Source organism: Cupriavidus mimosae (assembly GCF_023952485.1).
GTDB lineage: Bacteria > Pseudomonadota > Gammaproteobacteria > Burkholderiales > Burkholderiaceae > Cupriavidus > Cupriavidus taiwanensis_C.
The window spans coordinates 270,585-293,800 of record NZ_JALHRY010000004.1 but is presented as its reverse complement, the minus strand read 5'-3'; the positions used below and the strand labels follow the sequence as shown (position 1 = coordinate 293,800).

The window sequence follows — 23,216 nt, the reverse complement described above, 5'->3', positions numbered from 1 at the left end:
GGCGAAGAAAAGTCGGATCAGTACGCGGCGGAAGGCTTGCTGGCAGCAGCGTCTGCCAGCGGCTCGCGGAACGAAGCGGCAAGCTTGCGCGCGGCATTGGCGTACAACATCACGTCCACGCCCGTGGCCACGAAGGTGCAGCCCAGGTCGAGGTAGCGGCGCGCGAGCACCGGGTCTGACGTCAGCGTACCGGCGGCCTTGCCGCTGGCGATGATGGTGCGCATTGCGCCTTCGATGGCGGCCTGCACGTCGGGATGGCCGGGGCGGCCGCGGTGGCCCATCGAGGCAGCCAGGTCGGCCGGCCCGATGAAGACGCCGTCGACGCCGTCCACCGCGCAGATCGCTTCCAGGTTCTGCAGCGCGGTGACGGTTTCGGCCTGCACCAGCAGGCAGATTTCGTCGTCGGCCACATCGAGGTAGTCGGTGCGCGCGCTCCACTGCGATGCGCGCGCAATGGCGCTGCCCACGCCGCGGATGCCATTGGGCGGGTAGCGCGTGGCACTGACCAGCGCGCGCGCCTGCTCCGGCGTATCCACCATCGGCACCAGCAGGCTGCGCGCGCCGATATCCAGCAGTTGCTTGATCAGCGGGACTTCGCCGGCCACGGCGCGTACCACCGGCTGGACCGGATATGGCGCGACGGCCTGCAAGGCGTGCAGCGTCGAGCGCAGGTCGTTGGGCGCGTGCTCGCCGTCGATCAGCAGCCAGTCGAAGCCTGCGGTGGCCGAGACTTCGGCAAGGTACGGCGTCGCCATCGACAGCCACAGGCCGATCTGCGCCTGGCGCGCGGCCAGTGCGGTCTTGAAAGGGTTGTTTGCGGGCATGGGGATTTCCTGGTGCGAAGAGGATGCGCCGGGCGCTTCAGCCTAGCAGGCCCTGGCAAAGGTACTTGGTATGCATGTAGTCGTCCAGGCCGTGGCGCGAGCCCTCGCGCCCGTAGCCGGATTCCTTGACGCCGCCGAACGGCGCCGCCTCGGCCGCGATCGCGCCTTCGTTGATGCCGACCATGCCGGTCTCCAGCGCCTGCGCCACGCGCCAGATGCGGCGGATGTCGCTGGAGTAGAAATAGGCGGCCAGGCCGAAAGGGGTGTCGTTGGCGTCGCGGATCACCTCGGCTTCGTCGCGGAAGCGGAAGATCGGTGCGACCGGGCCGAAGGTCTCTTCGCACGACAGTTCCATCGCCGGCGTGGCATCGACCAGCACCGTCGGCGCGTAGTAGTGCGGGCCGTCGGCGCTGCGCACGCGCTTGCCGCCGGTCACTACGCGCGCGCCCCTGGCGACCGCGTCCTCGACATGGCGCGCAATCTTGTCGACGGCGCGCGCATTGATCATCGGGCCGATCTGTGCGGCGTCCTCGGTGGCGGGGCCGACATGGAGCGCGCCGACGCGCTGCGCCAGGCGTTCGACGAAGGCGTCGTGCACGGCGTCGTGCACGTAGACGCGGTTCGGGCACACGCAGGTCTGCCCGCCATTGCGGAACTTGGATGCCATCAGGCCATCGACCGCGGCATCGAGGTCGGCATCGTCGAAGACGATGAACGGCGCGTTGCCGCCCAGTTCCAGCGAGAGCTTCTTCAGCGTCGCCGCGGATTCGCGCGCCAGGTGCTTGCCGACCGGCGTGGAGCCGGTGAACGTGACCTTGCGCACGCGGCTGTCTGCCAGCCACGCGTCGACCACGCCGGGCGTGTGCTCGCGCGAGGCGGTGACGATGTTGATCACGCCCGCCGGCACGCCGGCCTGCTGTGCAAGCCATGCCAGCGCCAGCGCCGTCAGCGGCGTGTCTTCCGCGGGCTTGGCCACCACCGTGCAGCCGGCTGCCAGCGCGGGCGCGATCTTGCGGGCGATCATCGCCAGCGGGAAGTTCCATGGCGTGATGGCCGCCACCACGCCCACTGGCTCCTTCAGCACCAGCAGCTTGCGGCCCGGCACGGCCTCGGCGACGATGTCGCCGCAGATGCGCGTGGCTTCCTCGGCAAACCACTCCACGTACGAGGCGCCGTACTGCACCTCGCCGCGCGCCTCCTTCAGCGGCTTGCCCTGTTCGGTCGAGATGATGCGCGCCAGGTCTTCCTGGTGGTCAAGGATCAGCGCATGCCAGCGCTTGAGCAATTGCGCGCGTTCGCGCGCGGGCCGTCGGCTCCATGCCGGGAACGACGCCGCCGCGGCGTCGGCGGCAAGGCGCGCATCGCCGGCATCGCTGTCGGCCACGTTGGCAAAGGCCTCCGCAGTGGCCGGGTCGGTCACGGCAAGGCGCGCGCGCAGGCCGGCATCGCGCCACTGGCCGTCGATCAGGTTCTGGCTGCGCAGCAGCGTGGGCTCGGAAAGCGTCAGCATCGATGTGTGTGCAAAGGGATTGGTGAAACGCGGCTCAGCTGACTATGCCGAGGTGCCACGGTACGAACTCGTTGTCGCCAAGCCCGAGGAGCTCGCTTTTGGTGGGCTCGCCCGAGGCCGCGCGCAAGATGTGTTCGAAAATCCGCTGACCCATCTGCGGCACGCTCAGCTCGCCGTCGAGCACCAGGCCGCAGTTGATGTCCATGTCTTCTTCAAGCCGGTGGTACATCGCGGAATTCGACGCCAGTTTGATCGTCGGCGCCGGCTTGGAGCCGAACATCGAGCCGCGCCCGGTGGTAAAGCAGATCAGGTTGGCGCCGCTGGCGATCTGGCCAGTGACGGCGACCGGGTCATAGCCGGGCGAGTCCATGAAGACAAAGCCGGCCTGGTCGATCGGCTCGGCGTACTCGTACACCGCCTGCAGCGGCGTGGTGCCGCCCTTCATGGCCGAGCCCAGCGACTTCTCGAAGATATTGGCCAGGCCGCCCTGCTGGTTGCCGTGACCGACCACGCCGTTGAACTGCGCGTTATGGCCCGCCGTGTAGCGCTCCCACCAGGCAAGCCGGTCCAGCAGCTTCTGGCCGACTTCCGGCGTGACCGCGCGGCGCGTCAGCATGAATTCCACGCCGTGGATCTCCGGGGTCTCGGACAGGATCGCGGTGCCGCCATGGCGCACCAGGATATCCATGGCCGCACCCAGCGCGGGGTTGGCGCTGATCCCGGAAAAACCATCCGAACCGCCGCACTCCAGCCCAATCTTCAGGTGGCTGGCGGGCACGGGCTGGCGCACCGCGGCGTTGGCCGCCGGCAGCATCGATTCGATCGCGCGGATCCCCGCCGCGATGGTGGCGCGCGTGCCGCCGGTATCCTGCATCACCAGCGTATGCACCGCGGGCCCCGGCTCCAGGCCTTGCGATGCCACCAGCGAGTCCACCTGGTTGCGCTCGCAGCCCAGGCCCACGATCAGCACGCCGGCCAGGTTGGGATGGCGCGCATAGCCGGCCAGCGTGCGGCGCAGCACGTCGAAATGCTCGCTCGGCGACGACATGCCACAGCCGCTGGTCTGTGCAAAGGCGACCACGCCGTCGACATTCGGAAAATCGGCCAGCCGTTGCGGCGTGAAATACGCCGCAATCTGGCGGATCACGGTGGACGAGCAATTGACCGACGACAGGATGCCGATGAAGTTGCGCGTGCCGACGCGGCCATCCGCGCGCACAAAGCCGTTGAAGGTGGCGCGCTGCGCCTGCGGCACGTAGTCGACCGGTCGCACGTCCTGGCAGAAAGCCGGATCGCGATAGAAGTCGACCAGCGTCAGGTTGTGCGCATGCACGTGGTCGCCCGGCGCGATATCGCGCGCGGCCACGCCAATGACGGTGTCGAACTTGCGCACCGGCGTGCCGGCCGCGATAGCGCAGGCAGCGATCTTGTGGCCGGCCGGCACCTGTGCGCGCACGCGCACCACGGGATCGGCCAGCTGCTGGCCCAGGCCGAGGTCGCTGCGTGCAACCAGCACGTTGTCGTTGGGATGCAGCCGGATGACGGGATTGGATTTCACTGGGTCTTGGGCTTCTCGGGCCATCAGCTTTGCTGCAGCAGTTCTTTCAGCTTGAGGCGCTGGATCAGCTGGGTTTCCTGTTCATAGACGCTGGCGACGTACTTCTTGTAGTCGGGCCCGTCCAGGTACATCACGGGCGCGTCCAGGCGCGCCGCGACCTGCTTGAACTCATTGCTGGCAACCGCGGCGCGGAAGGCGTCGCGCAGCTTTTTCTCGACGGCAGGCGGCAGGCCCTTGGGCGCGCCGATGCCGTTGGGGGCTTCCACCACCACGTTGTAGCCCAGCTCCCTGAGCGTGGGCGTGTCCTTGAAGCGGCTCGCACGCTGTTCGCCCCAGGTCGCCAGCAGCCGCAGCTTGCCGGCTTCGACGTGCGGCGCCCATGAGCTGGAATCCGCCAGCAGTTCCACCTGCCCGGCCAGCACATCCTGCAGTGCTGCCGCCCCGCCCTTGTAGGCGATGGCATTGAACTGGATGCCCGCGGCCAGCGCGAACTGCTCCATGCCGACATGGGTGGCGCCGCCGATGCCGGCGTGCGCATAGGTGAGCTTGCCCGGACTGGCCTTGGCGGCGGCCACCACGTCCTGCAGCGTCTTGTAGCGCGAGTTGGCCGGCACCGCGATGCCGAAGGTCTGTCCTGAAGTGCGGGCCAGGTAGGTCAGCTCCGTGCGCGGGTCGAGCTGCAGCATGCCGAGCTGGGAGAACCGGGTGACCGAGATCGGTATCTGGCCGATGGTATAGCCGTCCGGATTGGCGCGCGCCAGCGCCTTGGTGCCGATCATGCCGGAGGCGCCGGCGCGGTTCTCCACCACGATCGACTGCTTGAGGATGCCGCCGGCCACCTGGCACAGCGCGCGCATCGACTGGTCGGCGGTGCCGCCGACCGGCCACGGGCAGATAAAGGTGATGGGACGCTCGGGGTACTGGTCGGCCAACGCGCGCGCGGCTGGCAACAGTACGCCGGCGGCACCCGCGGCGGTTCCGATGAGCAGGCGGCGGCGCTTGGCATCGATGGGGAATGCTTGAGTCATTTGCGGGTGTCTCCGATGTTTTGATTATCGGCGCGGCCGGCGCTGCCGGCCTCGTCATGCCCGCATTCTGTCGGCGCCCAGCATAACAATCCAATCGCAAATTGGCATTGCTTCATAACCTTCTGGTTAGCTAGACTGCGGGCATGGTACAGATCGATCGCGCGTTGCGCTCCAATATCAAGCTGCGTCACCTGCAACTGCTGGTGGCGCTCGACGAGTTCCGCCATCTCGGGCGCACCGCGGAGTTCCTGTCGGTGAGCCAGCCGGCGGTGTCCAAGGTGCTGACCGAGGTCGAGAAGATGCTGGGGCTGACGCTGTTCACGCGCTCCACGCGCGGCACCGAGCCCACGCCCGCCGGCGAGTCGCTGGTGCGTTTTGCGCGTTCGGTGCTGGCGCAATACGAGCAGACCCGCGACGAAATTGCCGCGGTGCAGAGCGGCGCTTCCGGGCGCATCCGCGTGGGCTCGATGGGTGCGGCGCTGCCAGTGCTGCTGGCGCAGGCGGTGAGCGCGCTCAAGCAGCGCCACGCGCACGCCACCGTGCTGGTGGAGGAAGGCGACCTGACCCACCTGCTGCCCAAGCTGCGCCTGCGCGAGCTGGACCTGATCGTGGGCCGGCTGGAGCCCGGCTATGCCGCGCCGGACCTGCTGACCGAAGCGCTTTATGAAGAGCGCATGGTGGTCGTGGTGCGGCGCGGCCACAAGCTGGCACGCAAGACACGGCCAGGCTGGGGCGACCTCGCCGCAATGCCATGCGTGCTGCCGCCGCCGTGGGCTTCGCTGCGGGTAAAGATCGAACAGGCCTTCTTCCGCTACGGCCTGCACCCGCCGCAGGACGTCATCGAGACTTCGTCGTACCTCGCCCAGGCTACCTTCGTCGATCAGCGCGGGGCCGCGGCTTTCATGGCGGAATCGGTCGCACTGTCGATGCAGCAGGAAGGCCGGCTGCAAGTGCTGAAGATGGAAGTGCCGGTCGACCTGCCACCGGTAGGCCTCATCACGCTGCGCGAACGCGCGCCATCGATCGGCACCGACCAGTTGGTGGCGTGCCTGCGCCAGGCGGCTCCGGCGAAGCCCTAGCCCCCACGCGCCACCAGCACCGGCACCGAAGTAACCAGCAGCGCCACGCCCGACACAGTCAGCAGCGACAGCACGATCTTGCGGAAGGCGGCCTCGCTGATACCAAGGTAAAGCCGGGTGCCCAGCAGCGTGGGCACCAGCATCGCCGGCGCCACCACCAGGAACATGGGCAGCATGTCGCGCGTGACGATGCCCTTGCCGACATAGGCGGCCATGGTCATGGCCAGCGTGGCGAGGTTGAAGTTCTGGATCACGGCGCGCTGCTCGTCCTTGTCGAAGCCGCGCAGCGTGCACCACAGCGTGGGAATCACGCCGGTAAAGCCGCCGATGCCGCCCATCACGCCGCCGGCGGCGCCGGCCATGCCGTCGGCCACGCGCCCGCCCACGCCGATATGCGGCAGCCGCCGCGCCATCAGCATTACCGGGCACCACAGTGTCAGGAACGTGCCCAGCACCGCCTTGAACCACTGCGCGTCGAGCAGCGGCAGCACCGCCACGCCCAGCGGGATGCCGGCCACGCCGCCGGCAACGAATGGCCACAGGCGCCGCCACGACAGGCCGCGCCGCACCGACGCGGCCGCCAGCAACTGACCCGTGAGCGCACCGAACACCGTCATCGCCGCGGCCAGCCGAGGTTCGATCGCCCAGGCCCAGAACGACATCGCCACCATGCCGAAGGCAAAGCCGGACAGGCCCTGGACGAAACCGGCCACGGCGGCGCCGGCAATGACGATCAGCAAGGTGGAATCGAAGGGCACTGGGAAGGACGCTAGAGGCGGACGATGCAGGGCGCATAACTATGCACTTCCCTGCCCGCGTTGTCAGCCCTCATCCCTGTTGCAACGCGCCAATCTGATACGGTGTTTTTACCCGGACTTGATTCTGTTTCGCCTGCCGTGGGTCCGCTACGATCTGTGCATCGGCAATGGCCAGCGCGGCGCAACGACGGTCGCGCGCCCCGAAGGTGCGGCGATATGTCGCCCGGCTGCCACCGGGCCTGACGCTGCCCTTTGCGGCTCGCGCGGCGTACACTACGCTTACCGCACGCGCCTACGCCCCCGCGCCCCCGGCGCGCTCCTGCCCACGTGTCGAACTGCCAAGGCTTCAGGCAGCCCGCACCCGTCCAAGGCATGCGCCAGGCCAGCGCCACGGAGAACACACATGTTTGGTTTGACCGCGCTCGACCTCGCCCGCATCCAGTTTGGCTTCACCATTTCCTTCCACATCGTCTTTCCCGCGATCACCATTGGCCTGGCCGCCTACCTGGCGGTGCTCGAGGGCTGCTGGCTGCGCACGCAACGGCCGCTGTACCGCGACCTCTACCACTTCTGGTCCAAGATCTTTGCCGTCAACTTCGGCATGGGGGTGGTGTCTGGCCTGGTGATGGCCTACCAGTTCGGCACCAACTGGAGCTTCTTCTCCGAGTTTGCCGGCAGCATTACCGGACCGCTGCTGACCTATGAAGTGCTGACCGCCTTCTTTCTGGAAGCGGGTTTCCTCGGCGTGATGCTGTTCGGCTGGAACCGGGTCGGCCCGGGGCTGCATTTCTTTTCCACGGTGATGGTGGCGCTGGGCACACTGATATCGGCCACGTGGATCCTGGCCTCGAACAGCTGGATGCAGACGCCGGCGGGCTTCGAGATCATCGACGGCCGTGTGGTGCCCACCGACTGGTTCGCCGTCATCTTCAATCCGTCGTTCCCGTACCGCCTGGTGCATATGAGCGTGGCGGCCTTCCTTGCCACGGCGCTGTTCGTCGGCGCGTCCGCGGCCTGGCACTTGCTGCGCGGACGCGACAATCCCGCCATCCGCAAGATGCTGTCGATGGCGATGTGGATGCTGCTGATCGTCGCGCCGATCCAGGCGGTGATCGGCGACTTCCACGGCCTCAACACGCTCAAGCACCAGCCCGCCAAGATCGCCGCGCTGGAGGGGCATTGGGAAAACAAGGGCAACGAGGCCCTGCCGCTGCTGCTGTTCGGCTGGCCCGACATGGAGCGCGAAGAAACCCGCTTTGCGGTCGAAGTGCCGCACCTCGGCAGCCTGATCCTGACCCACAGCTGGGACGGGCAGATCCAGGGCTTGAAGGAGTTCGCGCCCGAGGATCGGCCCAATGCCACGATCCTGTTCTGGTCGTTCCGGGTGATGGTGGGCCTGGGGCTGCTGATGATCCTGCTGGGCGTATGGAGCCTGCTATTGCGACGTCGAGACCGTATCTACCGCGTACGTCCGTTCCTGCATATGGCCTTGTGGATGGGGCCCGCAGGCGTGATCGCCATCCTGGCCGGCTGGTACACCACCGAGATCGGCCGCCAGCCGTGGGTGGTGTACGGGCTGCAGCGCACCGCGGATGCGGTGTCGCCGCACGGCGTGCCGGAGCTGGCGACCACGCTGGCGATCTTCGTGGTTGCGTACTTCTTCGTGTTCGGCGTCGGCATCGCCTACATGATGCGGCTGGTGCGCAAGGGCCCGCTGCTGGAAGAGCCCAAGCCTCATGGCGGCCCTGGCCGCGAGCATACGCCGGCGCGGCCCTTGTCGGCCGTGGATGACGATGAAGTGCTCGCCCCCACCCCCACCGCAAGCACCCGGAGCTGACACCATGGGCATCGATCTCTCGCTTCTCTGGATCGTCATCATCTTCTTCGGCGTGATGATGTATGTGGTGATGGACGGCTTCGACCTGGGCATCGGCATGCTGTTCCCGTTCGTGCCTGACCGGCATGACCGCGACGTGATGATGAACACCGTCGCGCCGGTCTGGGACGGCAACGAGACCTGGCTGGTGCTGGGCGGCGCCGGGCTGCTGGCGGCGTTCCCGCTGGCGTATTCGGTGGTGCTGAGCGCGCTCTACCTGCCGCTGATGCTGATGCTGCTGGGCCTGATCTTCCGCGGCGTGGCGTTCGAGTTCCGCTTCAAGGCCAATGACCGGGAGCGGCCGGTGTGGGATGCCGCCTTCATCCTCGGCTCGGCCACGGCCGCCTTCTTCCAGGGCGTGGCGCTGGGCGCCTATATCGACGGCATCAAGCTGGAGGGCCACCGCTTTGCCGGCGGGCCGCTGGACTGGCTGACGCCGTTCCCGCTGTTCTGCGGCGTGGGGCTGATCGTGGCCTATACGGTGTTGGGCAGCACCTGGCTGATCATGAAGACCGAGGGCGACCTGCAGCAGCGCATGATCCGCCTGACCGGCACGCTGGCATGGCTGCTGCTGGCGGTGATCGCCGTGATCAGCCTGTGGACGCCGCTGACCCATCCCGAGATTGCGCAGCGCTGGTTCAGCCTGCCCAACCTGTTCTGGTTCTCGCCAGTGCCGATCCTGGTAGCGCTGTGCATGTTCATGCTGATGCGCGCGCTGCGGCGCGAGCCCGATATCTCGCCCTTCCTGTATGCGCTGGGCCTGGTATTCCTGGGCTACAGCGGGCTGGCGATCAGCGTCTGGCCCAATATCATCCCGCCCGGCATCTCGATCTGGGAGGCCGCGGGCCCGCCGCAAAGCCAGGGCTTCGCGCTGGTGGGCGCGCTCTTCATCGTGCCCTTCATCCTGATGTACACGGTGTGGGCCTACTACGTGTTCCGCGGCAAGGTCCGCCACGGCGAGGGCTATCACTGATGGTCGCGCCGCACACGGAAGCCGGCACCCGCACCGGCACCTGGCTGCGCCGCATCGGCTGGCTGGTGCTGATCTGGGCCGTGAGCGTGGCGGCGCTGGGCGTGGCCGCATGGGTGCTGCGGCTGATCATGCGGGGCGTGGGGTTCCACAGCTGACGCCCCGCGCTGCGTGCGTAAGCCTCAGAGCTGCACCGAAGCCTCGCCGATGCCATCAAACGCCACCGTCACCAGGTCGCCCGCCGACGCATCGAGGATGCCGACCCAGGTGCCGGTGGTGACCACCGTGCCGGCCTCGACGCGAGCCCCGTCGCGCGTGGCATGGCGCAGCCACTGCGCCAGTCCATAGGCCGGATCGCCGAGCGCGTGGGTGCCACGGCGCTCGAAAGAATGCGCGCCGATCTGCACCAGGCAGCGCTGGCTGGCCCAGTCGCGCGCGGCATAGTCGCGCCACGCGCCCAACACCAGCGCGCCATGCGCCTGCAGATCCGCCAGCTTCAGCAAGGCGGGTGCGGCCACGTACTGCTGCCAGCGTGAATCGACGATCTCGATGGACACCGCCATCGCCTCGACCAGCGCAGCCGCACCGGCATAGTCAAGGCCGGCGGCTTGCGCCGCATCCACGCCCTGCCCCAGCCGCAGCGCAATCTCCGCCTCGATGCCGCGCCATGTGAAAGGCCAGTTGCCGGCGTTGGCGGGACTGGTCCAGACCCCGGCCGCCGGCAGACGCGCATGGGTCAGCGTGGCTTCGCGCGAGGGGCCGCCGGATTTCCAGTACGCGGCTCCGGATTCCTGCCAGCCCAGAGACTGCGCAACGATGGCTTGCACTGCGTAGGCCTGCCCGGCATTCTCCAGTGCCGTGGCGAACGGCTGCGCATCAACGCAGCGCTGCTCGCGCCGTGCTCCGAGCAGCGCCTGGGCGACCTGGTCGATATGGGTGGATGTCATGACTTGGTTGGTTCCTTGTGGATTCATGGATATGTCTGGCAAGCCGCGCCCGCACCACGCTGGCCGGCGCGGCCGCGGCTTCAGGAAGCGCTGGCGTTGGCCGTCTCGGCGCGGACCTCGCGCTGGCCATCCGCGTCATCGTCGGTCTCGCCCATGGCGCGGCCGAAGGTTTCCGGCGCGAACTGCACCGCCAGCGCAAACACGCCATACATGGCCGCCAGCATGCTGAACATGCCGCCGACGCCGTAGGACTCGAACACACGCCCGCTGACCAGCGGTGTCAGCGCCCCCGCCAGCGTGCCAAGCGCCAGGATCAGCGAGGTGCCGAAGGCGCGCACATGGGTAGGATACTGTTCCGGCGCGAAGATCCAGATCGAGGTATTCAGCAACACCACGCAGAACGTAAAGGCCGCGCCGAACAGCAGCACCAGCGCTACGTTATACGTCAGGAAGCCAAAGCACAGCCCTGCGGCGCAGGCCAGGCCCGCGCCGACGGTCAGCACCCGTTTGCGCGGAATGTGATAACCGCAGTACGACGCCGCCAGCGCGCCGAACAGGCTGCCGCTCTGCATCACCATGGTGAAGAGAAAGCTCTTGGAGATGGTATAGCCCTGCGCCATCAAAATGGTCGGCATCAGCGTCAGCACCGAGATCTGCGCGCCGTAGGTCATCGACACCGCAATGCCCAGCGCGATGGTGCGCCGTCCCAGCCGGCCCTTGAAGATATCGCTCAGCCGCACTTTGGCGCGCGGTGCTTCGTCCTGCATCGCCGCCTTGATGTAAGGCGTCGGCTCGCCTTCGAGCTTGCCCAGGCGGCCCGATGCCAGCACGGACAGCACGCGGTTGGCCTCGTCGACACGGCCCTTGGACAGCAGGAAGCGCGGGGTCTCCGGGATAAAGCGCCGGTAGAAGATGACGAAGAACGCCGGCAGCACCAGGCAGGCAAAGAGCCAGCGCCAGCTGTCCGGTCCCGGAAACATGGCGAAGACCGCCAGGCCGAACGCGGGCGCCAGCATATTGCCGAGGCCGCCGCTGCCAACGCTGACCAGCCCCACCGCCGTGCCGCGGAAGCGGGTCGAGCACAACTCCGCCAGCATGGTGACGGCGATCGAGATCTCGCCGCCAAGGCCGATGCCGACGATAAAGCGGCCCGCCGCCAGCACCCAGTAGTTCGGCGCCAGCGCGCAGATGATGGCGCCCAGCGTGAACAGCAGCAGGTTGGCGCTCAGCATCGCGCGCCGACCGTAGCGGTCGGCGATATAGCCGGAGCCGATGCGTCCCAGCGCGGCGGCGCTGAACGTCAGCGTGTTGAGAAAGCCGATTTCCGCCACCGAAATCCCCCACTGCTCGCGCAGCATGGGACCGATCAGGCCGACGGCGTTCTGCTCGAACACATCGAACATCACGCCCAGCATGATCATGAAGATGATCTTCTTGTGCGAGGCGGTCACCCCGATGCCGTCCATGGCCCGGTCCAGCTCGTGTTGCTGGGGGGAATCCGGCGATTGAACTACAGTTTCTGCGCCCATCTTTTGTCTCCTCCTCGTCTAGAGGTCGCCGCGGTGTGTCCGCGACGGTGGCGCCGCCGCGAGCGGCGGGCATTTGTCGAGCAGCGATAAAACTTCGTTCCGGCGCGCCGTTACTCCAGGGCCGGCGTCGAGTGCGGCGGCCGGCGGGCCTGCAAGGTCTGCTCGGCCGCGAACGCCAGGCGTATCAGCACGGGTTCCGTGAAAGGCAGGCCGAAGAATTCCAGCCCCACCGGCACGCCCTGCGGCGCATTGCGCTCCGGCGCGGAAAAACCGGCCGGGATGACGATGGCGGGGAAGCCGGTCGCCGACGCCAGCACGCCGTTGCGCTCGGCCTGGGTCTCGCCGACCGGAACCACCAGCCGCCGCTGGTGCGGAAACACCAGCGCATCAAGCCGATGCCGCGCCATCAGGTCGCGCAGCCACTGGCGCAGGGTGTGCTGGCGCTGCATGCGCTCGCGGTATTCGGCCTGCTGGTCGCTCAGCGCGACCGCGGTGGCCAGCGTTCCGGCCACGCTGGGATGCACGCCGCCCGCGGCGATGATGTCCTGCATGGACCGCACCCGCACGCCGGGCGCCAGCTGCGACAGGTAGGCGTCGAGATCGCGCGCCATCTCGTAGTGGTGCACCAGCGTGGAAGCCAGCAGTTCGTCCGGGCTGATCGCGTCGTCGATGTCGACCAGCGCGGCGCCCTGTGCGGCGATGACGGCCAGCGCCTGCTGCATCACGGCGTTGACCGGTCGATGCACCTCCTGGCCGCCGAAGAAGCTGCGCAGCATGCCGATGCGCGCGCCCCTGAGTCCGTCGCGGTCGAGGCTGGCCGCATAGCTTGCCGGGATATGGCCGGCGCCTTCGCTGGTGACCGGATCGGCCGGGTCATGGCCGGCGATGACGTCGAGCACCAGCGCGGTATCGGCAACGGTGCGGGTGATCGGACCGATGGTGTCCTGCGTCAGCCCGCACGGGACCAGCCCGGCCCGGCTGATCAGCCCCATGGTTGGCCGCAGTCCGACCAGGCTGTTGGCCGACGCCGGCGAGCGGATCGAATTGACCCCGTCGGTGCCGAGGCCAAGCACGCCGAAGCTCGCCGCGATGCCGGCGGCGGTGCCGCCGCTGGATCCACCCGGCGTGCGTGCCGGGTCATAGGGATTCAGCGTCTGGCCGCCCAGCGTGCTGACGGTCTCGCCACCGGAGGCCAGCTCGTGCAGGTTGGTCTTGGCCAGCACCACGGCGCCCGCCTCGCGCAGCCGGCGGATGACGAAGGCATCGCTGGCGGACTGGTTGCCGCGCAGGCAGTCCGCGCCCGCCGTGGTGGCCGCGCCGGCGCACTCGATGTTGTCCTTGACCAGCACCGGCATACCATGCAGCGGCGCCAGCGGTTGCGAGGGATTGCGCGCCGCGATGGCGTCGAGGCGGTCCGCTTCTTCCAATGCCTGCGGATGGACCTGCAGGATGCTGCGCAGCGCGGGGCCGCGCTGGTCATAGGCGGCGATGCGGTCCAGGCAGCCGCTGGCCAGCTGGCGCGCCGTCAGCGTGCCGGCGCGCATCGCGGCATGCGCGCCGGCAACGGTGGCTTCGACCACGCTGAACGGCGCGTGCTGGCCCGGGCCGGGCGGCGCCGATTGGTACGAGGTTTTCATGAGGGAATTTCCATGCGCCGGCACGGGCGCGCGTAGGGTTGGTGGAAGCGCGGCGGGGCCGCGGCAAGGTGGCCGCGCCCCGCCTGGCCCGGCTATCGGTTGACCAGCCTGGCGGGAATGGTCCAGATCGCGAAGGCCCCAAGGACCAGCATGCCGGCGATCATGTAGTAGGCGCTGTTGCCGCTCTGGGTCACGTCGCGCAGGTAGCCGATCATGTAGCCGCTGGTGAAGCCGGCCAGGTTGCCGATCGAATTGCTCATGGCAATGGCCGTGGCCGCCGCCGCGCCGCTGAGGAATGCCGTCGGCAGGGACCAGAACAGCGGTGTGCAGGTCAGGATGCCGGCAGCCGCGATCGACAGGAACACCAGCGACAGCGCGGTGCTGTGCATCACCCAGGGCAGCGCCAGGAAGCCGATCGCGCCCATCATGCAAGGGATGATCAGGTGCCAGCGCCGTTCGCGGTGCTTGTCGGCGCTACGGCCGAAGAAATACATCGCGACAATGGCGGCCATGTACGGGACCGCGCTCAGCAGGCCGATATGGAGCGGATCGCTGACACCGGTCGACTTGATGAAGGTTGGCAGCCACAGCGTGATGCCGTACTGGCCCGTGACATAGCAGAAGCAGATCAGGCTGATCAGCCAGACGCGCGGATCGGTGAAAACCTTGCCGACGCGGGCCTGCGGGTCCGCCGCCTTGACGTCCTCCGCCTTGGCCTGCTCGAGCACGCGCTTCTCGTCGCTGGTGAGCCATTTAGCCTTGGCGATGGAGTTGTCGAGGTAGTAGAAGCAGAAGCAACCCAGCAGCACCGCCGGCACCGCCTCGATGATGAACATCCATTGCCAGCCGCCCCACCCGCCCACGCCGGCCATGCTGCCCATCAGGAAGCCCGACAGCGGATTGCCGATGATGCCGGACAGCGGCGAGCCCATGCAGTAGATCGCCATGATCTTGGCGCGCCGGTGCGACGGATACCAGCACGACAGGTAATACACGATGCCGGGCGTGAAGCCGGCCTCGGCCAGGCCCAGCAGGAAGCGCAGCGTGTAGAACTGGGCTGGCGTCTCGACGAAGGCAAAGCACGCGGACAGTATCCCCCACGTGATCATGATCCGGCCGATCCATACCTTGGCGCCGAACTTGTGCAAAGCCAGGTTGCTCGGCACCTCGAACAGGAAGTAGCCGATAAAGAAAATCCCGGCGCCCAGCCCATAAACCGTTTCGCTGAAGCCCAGTTGCTGCGACATCTGCAGCTTGGCAAAACCTACGTTGACACGGTCGAGATAGGCGATCAGGAAGCACACCATCAAAAATGGCACCAGCCTCCAGCTCACCTTGCGATACGTCGCATCCTCGAACGTCCTGATCCTTGTTCCCGCCTGCAGGGTCGTATCCACAGCGTCTCCTCTGTATTTTTGTCAGGTACGGCAGTGCTGCGCTGATCCGTTGCGATCAGTTTCCGTCTGGGGCGGCGCATGGGCCTGCCCCGGTCCGGATGGGAAGAGCTGCGTCAGGCTGCAGCCTGGAGCGACAGCGGCACGGTATGCGCTGCGAGGTAATCCATAGCGGCAACGGTGCCGCTGGCGGCGACCGGCACGCCGGAAATCTTCAGCCCCATCTCGCAGCCGGCCAGCGTGGCCATCAGCGTGAGGTCGTTGCAGTCGCCCAGATGGCCGATGCGGAACATGCGGCCCTTGACCTTGCCCAGGCCGGCGCCCAGCGACATGTTGAAGCGCTCGTAGATGTGGCGGCGGACCACATCCGCATCGACGCCGTCGGGCATCATCACGCCGGTCAGCACCGGGCTGTAGACCGACGGATCCGCGCACTGGATCTCCAGGCCCCAGGCCCTGACCGCGCGGCGGCAGGCTTCGGCCAGGCGCTGGTGGCGGGCAAAGACGTTGTCCAGCCCTTCCTCCAGGATCATGTCGAGCGCTTCCGACAGCCCGTACAGCAGATTGGTGCTGGGGGTGTAGGGCCAGTAGCCGGTCCGGTTCATCTCGATGATTTCATTCCAGCCCCAGAAGCTGCGCGGCAGCCGGGCCGAGCGCGAAGCCTCGATGGCCTTGGGCGATACCGCGTTGAAGCTGATGCCCGGCGGCAGCATCAGGCCCTTCTGCGAGCCCGACACGGTCACGTCGACGCCCCACTCGTCATGGCGGTAGTCAGCGGAGGCCAGGCCCGAGATGGTGTCGACCAGCAGCAGCGCCGGGTGTCCGGCCGCATCGATGGCGCGGCGCACCGCGGCGATATCCGACGTGACGCCGGTCGAGGTTTCGTTGTGCACAACGCATACGGCCTTGATCGCATGCGCGGCATCGGCGCGCAGTCGGGCCTCGATCATGTCGGCCTGCACCCCGTTGCGCCAGCCTTCGATGCCGGGCAGGCCGAGGAACTCAGGGCGGATGCCCAGGTTCTCGGCCATCTTCTTCCACAGCGTGGCGAAATGGCCGGTTTCGAACATCAGCACGGTGTCGCCGGGACTCAGCGTATTCGACAACGCCGCCTCCCATGCACCGGTGCCCGAGGCCGGATAGATCACTACCGGGTGCTCGGTCTTGAAGATCTTCTTGATCCCGTCCAGCACCTTCAGGCCCAGCGCGCCGAATTCAGGGCCGCGATGGTCGATGGTCGGGTAGCTGATGGCGCGCAGGATGCGGTCCGGGACCGGGCTGGGACCGGGGATTTGCAGGAAGTGACGGCCGGCGGGGTGAAAGTTGAGATTCAGCATGGAACTCCTCCGTTTGAGTTTTGAATGCAAAATCCTCTATCAAAGGAGTGGCAAAAAAACAGGGGCTGTCCGGGCCTTTTTAGCTAGCGTTTACCCGGTCACATGGCGGGTAATCGGGGTTTACGATCAATCTGGCATTCCTGTTAAGTGGCTGCTAAACTTGCATTCAATCTGTCCATCGGACGAATTGAATGCAAATCCAAGCCGATTCCAACCCTGACCTGCCGCGCCAACTCCCTCCGCTGGAACGTCAGCGCCTGCACGACACCGTGGTGACCCACCTGCGCACTTTGATCATCGAGGGCGCGCTGGAGCCGGGGCGCAAGCTCAATGAGCGCGAGCTGTCGGAAACCCTGGGGATCTCGCGCACGCCGCTGCGCGAAGCCCTGAAGGTACTGGCGGCGGAAGGGCTGATCGAGATCTCGCCCAACCGCGGCGCCAGCGTCGCGCGCCTGTCCGCCACCGAGATCCGGGACACGTTCGAACTGCTTAGCAACCTGGAGGCGTTTTCCGGCGAACTAGCTTGCGAGCGCATCACCGCCGTGGAGCTGGCCGAACTCAAGGCCCTGCACTACGCAATGCTGGCGTGTCGCGCACACGAAGACCTGCCCGGCTACTACCGCCTGAACCACCAGATCCATGACCGTATCAACCTGGCGGCGCGCAATGCGGCGCTGCGCCAGACCTACCTGTCGGTGAACCGGCGGCTGCAGGCGCTGCGCTTTCGCTCCAACTACCGCAAGCCCAAATGGGACAGCGCCATCCATGACCACGAAGAAATGCTGGCGGCACTGGAAGCCCGCGACGGCAAGCGCATGGCCGAGATCCTGCGCCAGCACCTGCTGGACAAGCGCGACGCCGTGCTGCTGATGCAGGCGGGCGTGGGCGGCGAAGCCGGGGGCACGCCGCAGGCCTAGCCCACGCTCACCCGGTCCCCCTCAAGAATCCGAATAGCCCCATCAGCATTCTTTGCCCCGCTGTCACCACGGTGACAACCCCGTTTCTTACTCTGCGAGCGCATTGCGGCACACGCAATCCGCCGCGCGGCCATTGCCGCCGGCGCACAACAACGCAGATGAACAGGGGAATGAACGATGGCAGGGAACCTTGCACCGGGCTGGCTGGCGGGCTGGTTGTCGGCGACGGCGCGCGGCCGTGTGCTGGCGGGCACCGTCATGGTCATGCTGGCCGCGACGCTGGCAGGCTGCGGCGGCGGCGACAGCGCGCCGTCCGGCGCGCCCAACGATACCGACACCAGCAAGCCCGCGCCGGAGCCTGACCGCGCCAGCGGCCCGCGCGTGCTGCTGGTCGGCGTCGACGGCGCCACGTATGCGCAGGTGCAAGGCGCGGTATTGCGGCGCGAGCTGCCGAACCTGGCCAGCCTGAACCTGGTGCCGACCGCCACCGGCGGCATGCCCGGCACCATTACCGCCCAGCCCACGCTCGACGCGCCCAGCTGGGCCACGGTGCTGACCGGCGCCTGGGCCAACCGCCACGGCATCGACGACGAAACCGGCAGCATCGCGCTGCGCGCGCCGACCGTGTTCCACTACCTGCGCGCAGCCGGCAAAGCCGGCGGGCAGCAAGGCGCGGTGGTCAGTGCACCGGCACTGCCGGTGCTGCTCAAGACCGCCCAGGAAGCCGGCGTGCTCGATACGCTGGTCGATTGCGCGGGCGTCGACCGCTGCATCACGCAGAATGCCGTGCGCCAGGTGCAATCCGGCTATGGCGTGGTGTTCGCACAGTACAGCGCCCCGGCGCAGGCCGCGCAAGCCAGCGGCTTCGGCAACGGAGACTATGCCACCGCGCTCGGCGAGACCGACCAGGCGCTGGGCGAACTGCTCGCCGCCGTGGCCGCGCGGCGCCAGGCGCAGCCGGGCGAGGACTGGCTGGTGCTGGTCACCACCAGCCACGGCCTGGATGCCACCGGCGCCACCACCACGGTGCCGACCGTGGAGAACCGCACCGCCTTCCTCGCCAGCAACAAGAGCCTGAACAGCGCACTGGCCCGGCCCGGCGCCCCGGCCCCCGACACCCCGGCGGACCTGTCCGCGCTGCCGACCGAGGCCGATATCGTACCGACCATCCTGGCCCACGCCGGCGTCGCGCTCGACCCCGCGGCAACGCGCCTCGACGGCTCCGCGCTGACCACCAGCACAGCGGGTGTGCGCGCCATCGGCGCCAGCATCAGCCAGTACAACGACGCCATCACCCTGAGCTGGCAGAACCCGAGCCCGGCTTACGGCATCACGCGGGTGCTGCGTGACGGCGTGCAGATCGCCGCGCTGGGACCCGAGGTGCGGACCTTCACCGACAAGGGCTTCGACATGCCCACGGGCCTGTACCAGTTCAACTACACGCTGGTGCGCAACGACGTGCCGGTGTCGTACCTGGCGCAGATCCACTACGTCAAACCCGTGACGCTGATGCCGTCGCTGCTCACTGGCCTGGCGTCGTATTTCAGCCTGGACAGCAAGCCGTTCGCCGACGCAAAGAACGCGGCCACGCCGGGCCCGTGGGTGGCAAGCCTTGACGGCGGCACGCTGGCCGCCGACAACTTCGGCCGCCAGTCGCTGCAGCTGGACTCGCGCATCGACAGCTACCAGCTCAAGCACAACGCGGCCGATATCGCGCAAAGCCCGCAATTCACCATCGGCCTCTGGTTCCGCACCGACTGCACCCAGGGCAACAGCACCGGCGAGCCGATCCTGTCGAACAAGAACTACATCTCGGGTGGCAATGCCGGCATCGCCATCGCCCTGTTCGGCAGCTGCGAGATCCGCTTCAACCTGGGCAGCGGCAGCGGCAAGCGCGACGACATCAACGGCATGAAGGTGTCGGCTAACCAGTGGGCCTACCTGGCGCTGTCGGTGGATGCGGCGGCGAAGCGCTTCAGCGCCTATGTCGTCGACCCGGTGCTGGGCCTGCAGAAAACCGAGAACAAGGCGATCGCCAATACCGACGTGACCAAGCTGGTTGGCCTCGGCACCGGCTGGGGCGTCAACGACGATGCCACCCACAACTACGTCGGCAACAACCCGGGCGCGCTCAAGGGCGTGATGGGCCTGAACGACCTGGCGATGTGGACGCGCGTGCTGACGCTCGACGAGCTGAAGGCCATCACCGGCGCACGCCAGCCGCTGTCGACGCTGAATCCCTGACCCCTGAATTTCTGGATCCCAGAATCCGGCGGGGACCCGTTTCCTGAGCAGACGGGTGCCGGCCGGCCATCACCCTCCCCGCACCCCTCCCTGCAGGAGATTGACACCATGACCTTTCGACCTTCCACCCTGGCCCGCCCGCACTGGCTGGCCGCCTTGCTGCTGAGCGCGGCGCTCGCCGGCTGCGGCGGCGACTCCGGCGAGGGCACCAGCGGCGCCCCGGCCGCCGCCCCGACCACGCCCGGCGCGCCCGGCACCGGCGGCAATCCCGGCCAGGGGAACGGCAGCGACCAGCCTGGCGAGACCCCGGCGGTCAAGCCGCAGCTGCGCTGCGCGCCCTGAATCCGGCCTGGCCTGTCTACCTCCCCGCAACCATCCGGCACGAATCCAATGAACCCCCAAAGCAGACGCAACTTTCTCAAGCTCGCCGGCGGCAGCGCCGCCGCCACCGCGGCGCTGGCGGCGTTCCCGCCATCCATCCGCCGCGCCCTGGCGATCCCGGCCAACAACGCCACCGGCACCATCCGCGACGTCGAGCACGTGGTCATCCTGATGCAGGAGAACCGCTCGTTCGACAACTACTTCGGCACGCTGCGCGGCGTGCGCGGCTTTGGCGACCGCTTCCCGATCCCGCTGGCGGGCGGCCTGAACGTCTGGCAGCAGACCTATACCAACGGCAGCACCACCCGCACCGTGCTGCCCTACCACCTGGACAGCAGCGCCGGCAACGCCCAGCGCGTCAGCGGCACCCCTCACTCGTATCCCGACGCGCAGAACGCCTGGGACCTGGGCCGCATGAACAAGTGGCCCACCTACAAGCAGACCCAGTCGATGGGCTTCTACACCGAGGCCGAACTGGATTTCCAGGTGGCGCTGGCCAATGCCTTCACGCTGTGCGACGCCTATCACTGCAGTTTCCATGGCGGCACCAACCCCAACCGCCTGTTCCACTGGACCGGCACCAACGATCCGGCCGGTGATTTCGGCGGCCCGGTGATCGACAACAGCGGCGACTCGTTCACGGGCTCCAACACGCCCTACACCTGGAAGACCTACCCGGAGCGGCTGGAAACCGCCGGCGTGAGCTGGAAGGTCTACCAGAACATGCCGGACAACTTCACCGACAACCCGCTCGCGGGTTTCAAGCAATACCGCGACGCCAATGCCGCGCGCGGCAACCAGGCCAACGGCAGCCCTTATCCGCCGTACACCAGCGCCGACGACGCGGTCAGCCCGCTGCTCAAGGGCGTGGCCAACACCATGCCCGACGGCGGCTTCCTGCAGGCGCTGCGCGACGATATCGCCGCGGGCCAGCTGCCGCAGGTGTCGTGGATCGTTGCGCCGGCCACGTACTCGGAGCATCCCGGGCCGTCCAGCCCGGTGCAGGGCGCCTGGTACACGCAGGAGGTGCTCGACGCCCTGACCGCCAATCCCGCGGTCTGGAGCAAGACCGTGCTGCTGATCAACTTCGACGAGAACGACGGCTATTTCGACCACGTCCCGCCACCCTGTGCGCCCGCCTATGATGGCGACACGCTGGCCGGCGCCACCACGCTCGACCCCGAACAGGTCAGGCCGGAATACCACGTCGACAAGCATCCCTACGGCCCCGGCCCGCGCGTGCCGATGTACGTGGTCTCGCCGTGGAGCCGCGGCGGCTGGGTCAACTCGCAGGTGTTCGACCACACCTCGGTGCTGCGCTTCCTGGAAGCGCGCTTCGGCGTGACGGAACCCAATATCAGCGGCTTTCGCCGCGCGGTGGCGGGCGACCTGATCTCGGCCTTCAACTTCGTCAGCCCCAACACCAACCCCCTGCCGGAACTGCCGAGCCGCGACAAGGCCAGCGCCGACGCCATCCGCACCGCGCAGGGCGTGCTGCCGCAGGTGCCGTTGCCGCCGGCCGGCAGCCAGCAGATGCCGCAGCAGGACCCCGGCACGCGCCCGTCGCGCGCCCTGCCCTATGAACTGCACGTCAGCGCGCGCGAAGACGCCCGCGACCAGCGCGCGGTGTGGCTGCTGTTCAGCAACACCGGCAAGGCCGCGGCGGTGTTCCACGTCTACGACCGGCTGCACCTGGACCGCGTGCCGCGCCGCTATATGGTCGAGCCGGGCAAGGAGCTGCATGGCAGCTGGGACGTCTTTGCCACCGACGGCGGCAAGTACGACCTGTGGGTGCTGGGCCCGAACGGCTTCCACCGCGCCTTCCGCGGCGACGTGGCGGCGGTGACCGCGGCCGGCGCCAGCGCGCCGGAGATCCGCGTCTGCTATGACATTGCCAACGCCGCGGTGTACGTGGACATGATCAATACCGGCAGCGCCCCCTGCACCTTCACGGTCCAGGCCAACGCCTACCGCACCGACGGCCCGTGGACCTACGAAGTGCCCGCCGGCATGCAGCTGCAGCAGCACTGGCCGGTGGCGCGCCAGGGCAACTGGTACGACTTCACCGTCACCACCGCGCAAGGCGGCTTTACGCGCCGCTTTGCCGGGCGCATCGAAACCGGCAAGGACGGCGTGTCCGACCCGGCGATGGGCGCGGCCGGCTGACGCAAACCGTCGACCCGGCGCAACGCCAGGCCCCGCCCCGGCTGGTCCCAAGCGGACCGGCCCGGGCGGGCGTAGCCGTTTTGTCATATTGGGCCGCTAGACTGCGCGGTCGTCCGGGCCGGTCCGGACCCCTTCCCCAAACTCCGCGCGGATGACCATGCTAGGCGACCTGCTGATGACCTTTTTCGAAGTGGCGCGCCAGGGCAGCATCACCATGGCGGCACGGCAGTTGCGCGTCAGCCAGCCCACGGTCACGGGACGCATCCGCCAACTGGAGGAAACCTACGGCGTGGAGCTGTTCCATCGCCGCGCCAGCCGCGTCGACCTGAGCGACGTGGGCGTGGCCCTGATGCCGGTGGTCGAGCAACTGATGCAGCAGGAAGGCAATGCCGACTACCTGTTGCGCAACGCGGGCAACCTGCGCTTTGGCAACCTGCGCATCGGCGCCACCGGGCCGTATTACATCCTGCGCGCGGTGGCGGCGTTCCGGCAGCGCTATCCGGCGATCGACGTGAGCCTGGATATCGGCAATTCGCAGCAGATGCTCGAAGCGCTGTTCGAATACCGCATCGACGCGGCGGTATCCTCGCACCCCGTGGACGATGACCGCCTGGCCAGCATCCGGCTGGCGAGCGACCCGATGGTGCTGGTGGTCCATCCCGAACATGCGCTGGCACGGCTGGCGCAGATCGACCTGCCGCAGTTGCGCGGCTATCACCTGCTGGTGCGCGAGCACGGCTCGATGACACGCAGGACGATCGAAACCGCGCTGGCTGCGTGCGGGCTGGAATTGCCACCGCACACGGTAATCGGCAGCCGCGAGGCCATCTACGAGGCGATCCGCCAGGGCCTGGGCGCCAGCGTGGTGCCGCTGGGCGAGGTGCCGCGCGACCCGCTGCTGCGCGTGGTACCGTTTGCGTCGGGTGCGCCGGTGCTGCATGAATACCTGTACTGCCTGCAGAGCCGGCGGCAGACGCGGCTGGTCGGCGCCTTCCTGCATTGCGTGGCGCCGGATGCCGCGACGCTCACCGCCCACGCTGCCTGACCCGGCGGTTTTCATC

General features: G+C 67.8%; 19 protein-coding genes. 9 read left to right on the top strand and 10 right to left on the bottom strand.

From position 1 onward, the window contains the following. Positions 1 to 17: 17 nt before the first annotated feature. Genes hpaI through MKD50_RS09910 form a run of 4 tightly spaced genes read right to left on the bottom strand, consistent with a single transcriptional unit; the run spans position 18 to position 4,920 of the window. On the bottom strand, positions 18 to 824 hold the full coding sequence (gene hpaI, locus MKD50_RS09925) for a 4-hydroxy-2-oxoheptanedioate aldolase (protein WP_252667023.1): 807 nt from the start codon (positions 822 to 824) through the stop codon (positions 18 to 20). Positions 825 to 861: 37 nt separating this feature from the next. Continuing rightward, positions 862 to 2,334, bottom strand: a complete 1,473-nt coding sequence (locus MKD50_RS09920) for an NAD-dependent succinate-semialdehyde dehydrogenase (RefSeq protein ID WP_252667022.1) — start codon at positions 2,332 to 2,334, stop codon at positions 862 to 864. A 34-nt stretch (positions 2,335 to 2,368) separates the two neighbouring features. After that, complete coding sequence (locus MKD50_RS09915; RefSeq protein WP_252667021.1) at positions 2,369 to 3,916, bottom strand: UxaA family hydrolase; 1,548 nt, start codon at positions 3,914 to 3,916, stop codon at positions 2,369 to 2,371. Then, positions 3,916 to 4,920 (bottom strand): Bug family tripartite tricarboxylate transporter substrate binding protein, encoded by a 1,005-nt coding sequence (locus MKD50_RS09910; protein WP_252667020.1) that lies wholly within the window; start codon positions 4,918 to 4,920, stop codon positions 3,916 to 3,918. The genes MKD50_RS09915 and MKD50_RS09910 overlap by 1 nt, the downstream gene beginning before the upstream one ends. A 143-nt stretch (positions 4,921 to 5,063) precedes the next feature. Here MKD50_RS09910 and MKD50_RS09905 point away from each other — a divergent pair, with 143 nt between their 5' ends. Then, entirely contained in the window at positions 5,064 to 5,999 is a 936-nt protein-coding gene (locus tag MKD50_RS09905) for a LysR substrate-binding domain-containing protein (protein WP_252667019.1), read from the top strand. Here the strand turns inward: MKD50_RS09905 and MKD50_RS09900 are convergent. Then, entirely contained in the window at positions 5,996 to 6,757 is a 762-nt protein-coding gene (locus tag MKD50_RS09900) for a sulfite exporter TauE/SafE family protein (RefSeq protein WP_252667018.1), read from the bottom strand. The two genes, MKD50_RS09905 and MKD50_RS09900, sit on opposite strands and share 4 nt — an antisense overlap. Positions 6,758 to 7,160: 403 nt before the next feature. Here MKD50_RS09900 and MKD50_RS09895 point away from each other — a divergent pair, with 403 nt between their 5' ends. The 3 genes from MKD50_RS09895 to MKD50_RS09885 are packed head-to-tail and all read left to right on the top strand — an operon-like array spanning position 7,161 to position 9,761. Then, on the top strand, positions 7,161 to 8,594 hold the full coding sequence (locus MKD50_RS09895; protein WP_115700292.1) for a cytochrome ubiquinol oxidase subunit I: 1,434 nt from the start codon (positions 7,161 to 7,163) through the stop codon (positions 8,592 to 8,594). Positions 8,595 to 8,598: 4 nt separating this feature from the next. Further along, positions 8,599 to 9,606 carry a cytochrome d ubiquinol oxidase subunit II gene (cydB, locus tag MKD50_RS09890; protein WP_115700290.1) on the top strand — a complete coding sequence of 336 codons (1,008 nt, stop codon included), beginning with the start codon at positions 8,599 to 8,601 and terminating at the stop codon, positions 9,604 to 9,606. Further along, positions 9,606 to 9,761, top strand: coding sequence for a DUF2474 domain-containing protein (locus MKD50_RS09885; RefSeq protein ID WP_252667017.1), 156 nt, complete (start codon positions 9,606 to 9,608; stop codon positions 9,759 to 9,761). Before cydB ends, MKD50_RS09885 begins: the two co-directional genes overlap by 1 nt. Before the next feature lie 24 nt (positions 9,762 to 9,785). Here the strand turns inward: MKD50_RS09885 and MKD50_RS09880 are convergent, their stop codons facing one another. The 5 genes from MKD50_RS09880 to MKD50_RS09860 form a co-directional block, all read right to left on the bottom strand. Beyond that, positions 9,786 to 10,550, bottom strand: coding sequence for a fumarylacetoacetate hydrolase family protein (locus MKD50_RS09880; protein WP_252667016.1), 765 nt, complete (start codon positions 10,548 to 10,550; stop codon positions 9,786 to 9,788). 80 nt (positions 10,551 to 10,630) lie between these two features. Beyond that, positions 10,631 to 12,079 (bottom strand): MFS transporter, encoded by a 1,449-nt coding sequence (locus MKD50_RS09875; protein ID WP_252667015.1) that lies wholly within the window; start codon positions 12,077 to 12,079, stop codon positions 10,631 to 10,633. Positions 12,080 to 12,189: 110 nt separating this feature from the next. Further along, positions 12,190 to 13,716, bottom strand: coding sequence for an amidase family protein (locus tag MKD50_RS09870; protein ID WP_252667014.1), 1,527 nt, complete (start codon positions 13,714 to 13,716; stop codon positions 12,190 to 12,192). 92 nt (positions 13,717 to 13,808) lie between these two features. Continuing rightward, positions 13,809 to 15,113, bottom strand: a complete 1,305-nt coding sequence (locus MKD50_RS09865) for an MFS transporter (protein WP_115700283.1) — start codon at positions 15,111 to 15,113, stop codon at positions 13,809 to 13,811. 113 nt (positions 15,114 to 15,226) lie between these two features. After that, entirely contained in the window at positions 15,227 to 16,447 is a 1,221-nt protein-coding gene (locus MKD50_RS09860; protein ID WP_116380297.1) for a pyridoxal-phosphate-dependent aminotransferase family protein, read from the bottom strand. Positions 16,448 to 16,638: 191 nt separating this feature from the next. Between MKD50_RS09860 and MKD50_RS09855 the strand changes: the two genes are divergently transcribed. From MKD50_RS09855 to MKD50_RS09835, 5 genes are all read left to right on the top strand, one after another. After that, positions 16,639 to 17,364 (top strand): GntR family transcriptional regulator, encoded by a 726-nt coding sequence (locus MKD50_RS09855; RefSeq protein WP_115700279.1) that lies wholly within the window; start codon positions 16,639 to 16,641, stop codon positions 17,362 to 17,364. 177 nt (positions 17,365 to 17,541) lie between these two features. Then, entirely contained in the window at positions 17,542 to 19,608 is a 2,067-nt protein-coding gene (locus tag MKD50_RS09850; RefSeq protein WP_252667013.1) for a LamG-like jellyroll fold domain-containing protein, read from the top strand. A gap of 108 nt (positions 19,609 to 19,716) precedes the next feature. Further along, on the top strand, positions 19,717 to 19,950 hold the full coding sequence (locus MKD50_RS09845; RefSeq protein ID WP_240072066.1) for a hypothetical protein: 234 nt from the start codon (positions 19,717 to 19,719) through the stop codon (positions 19,948 to 19,950). A 48-nt stretch (positions 19,951 to 19,998) separates the two neighbouring features. Then, complete coding sequence (locus tag MKD50_RS09840; RefSeq protein WP_252667012.1) at positions 19,999 to 22,155, top strand: phosphocholine-specific phospholipase C; 2,157 nt, start codon at positions 19,999 to 20,001, stop codon at positions 22,153 to 22,155. A gap of 157 nt (positions 22,156 to 22,312) precedes the next feature. Beyond that, entirely contained in the window at positions 22,313 to 23,200 is an 888-nt protein-coding gene (locus MKD50_RS09835; protein ID WP_115702495.1) for a LysR substrate-binding domain-containing protein, read from the top strand. Positions 23,201 to 23,216 lie beyond the last annotated feature (16 nt).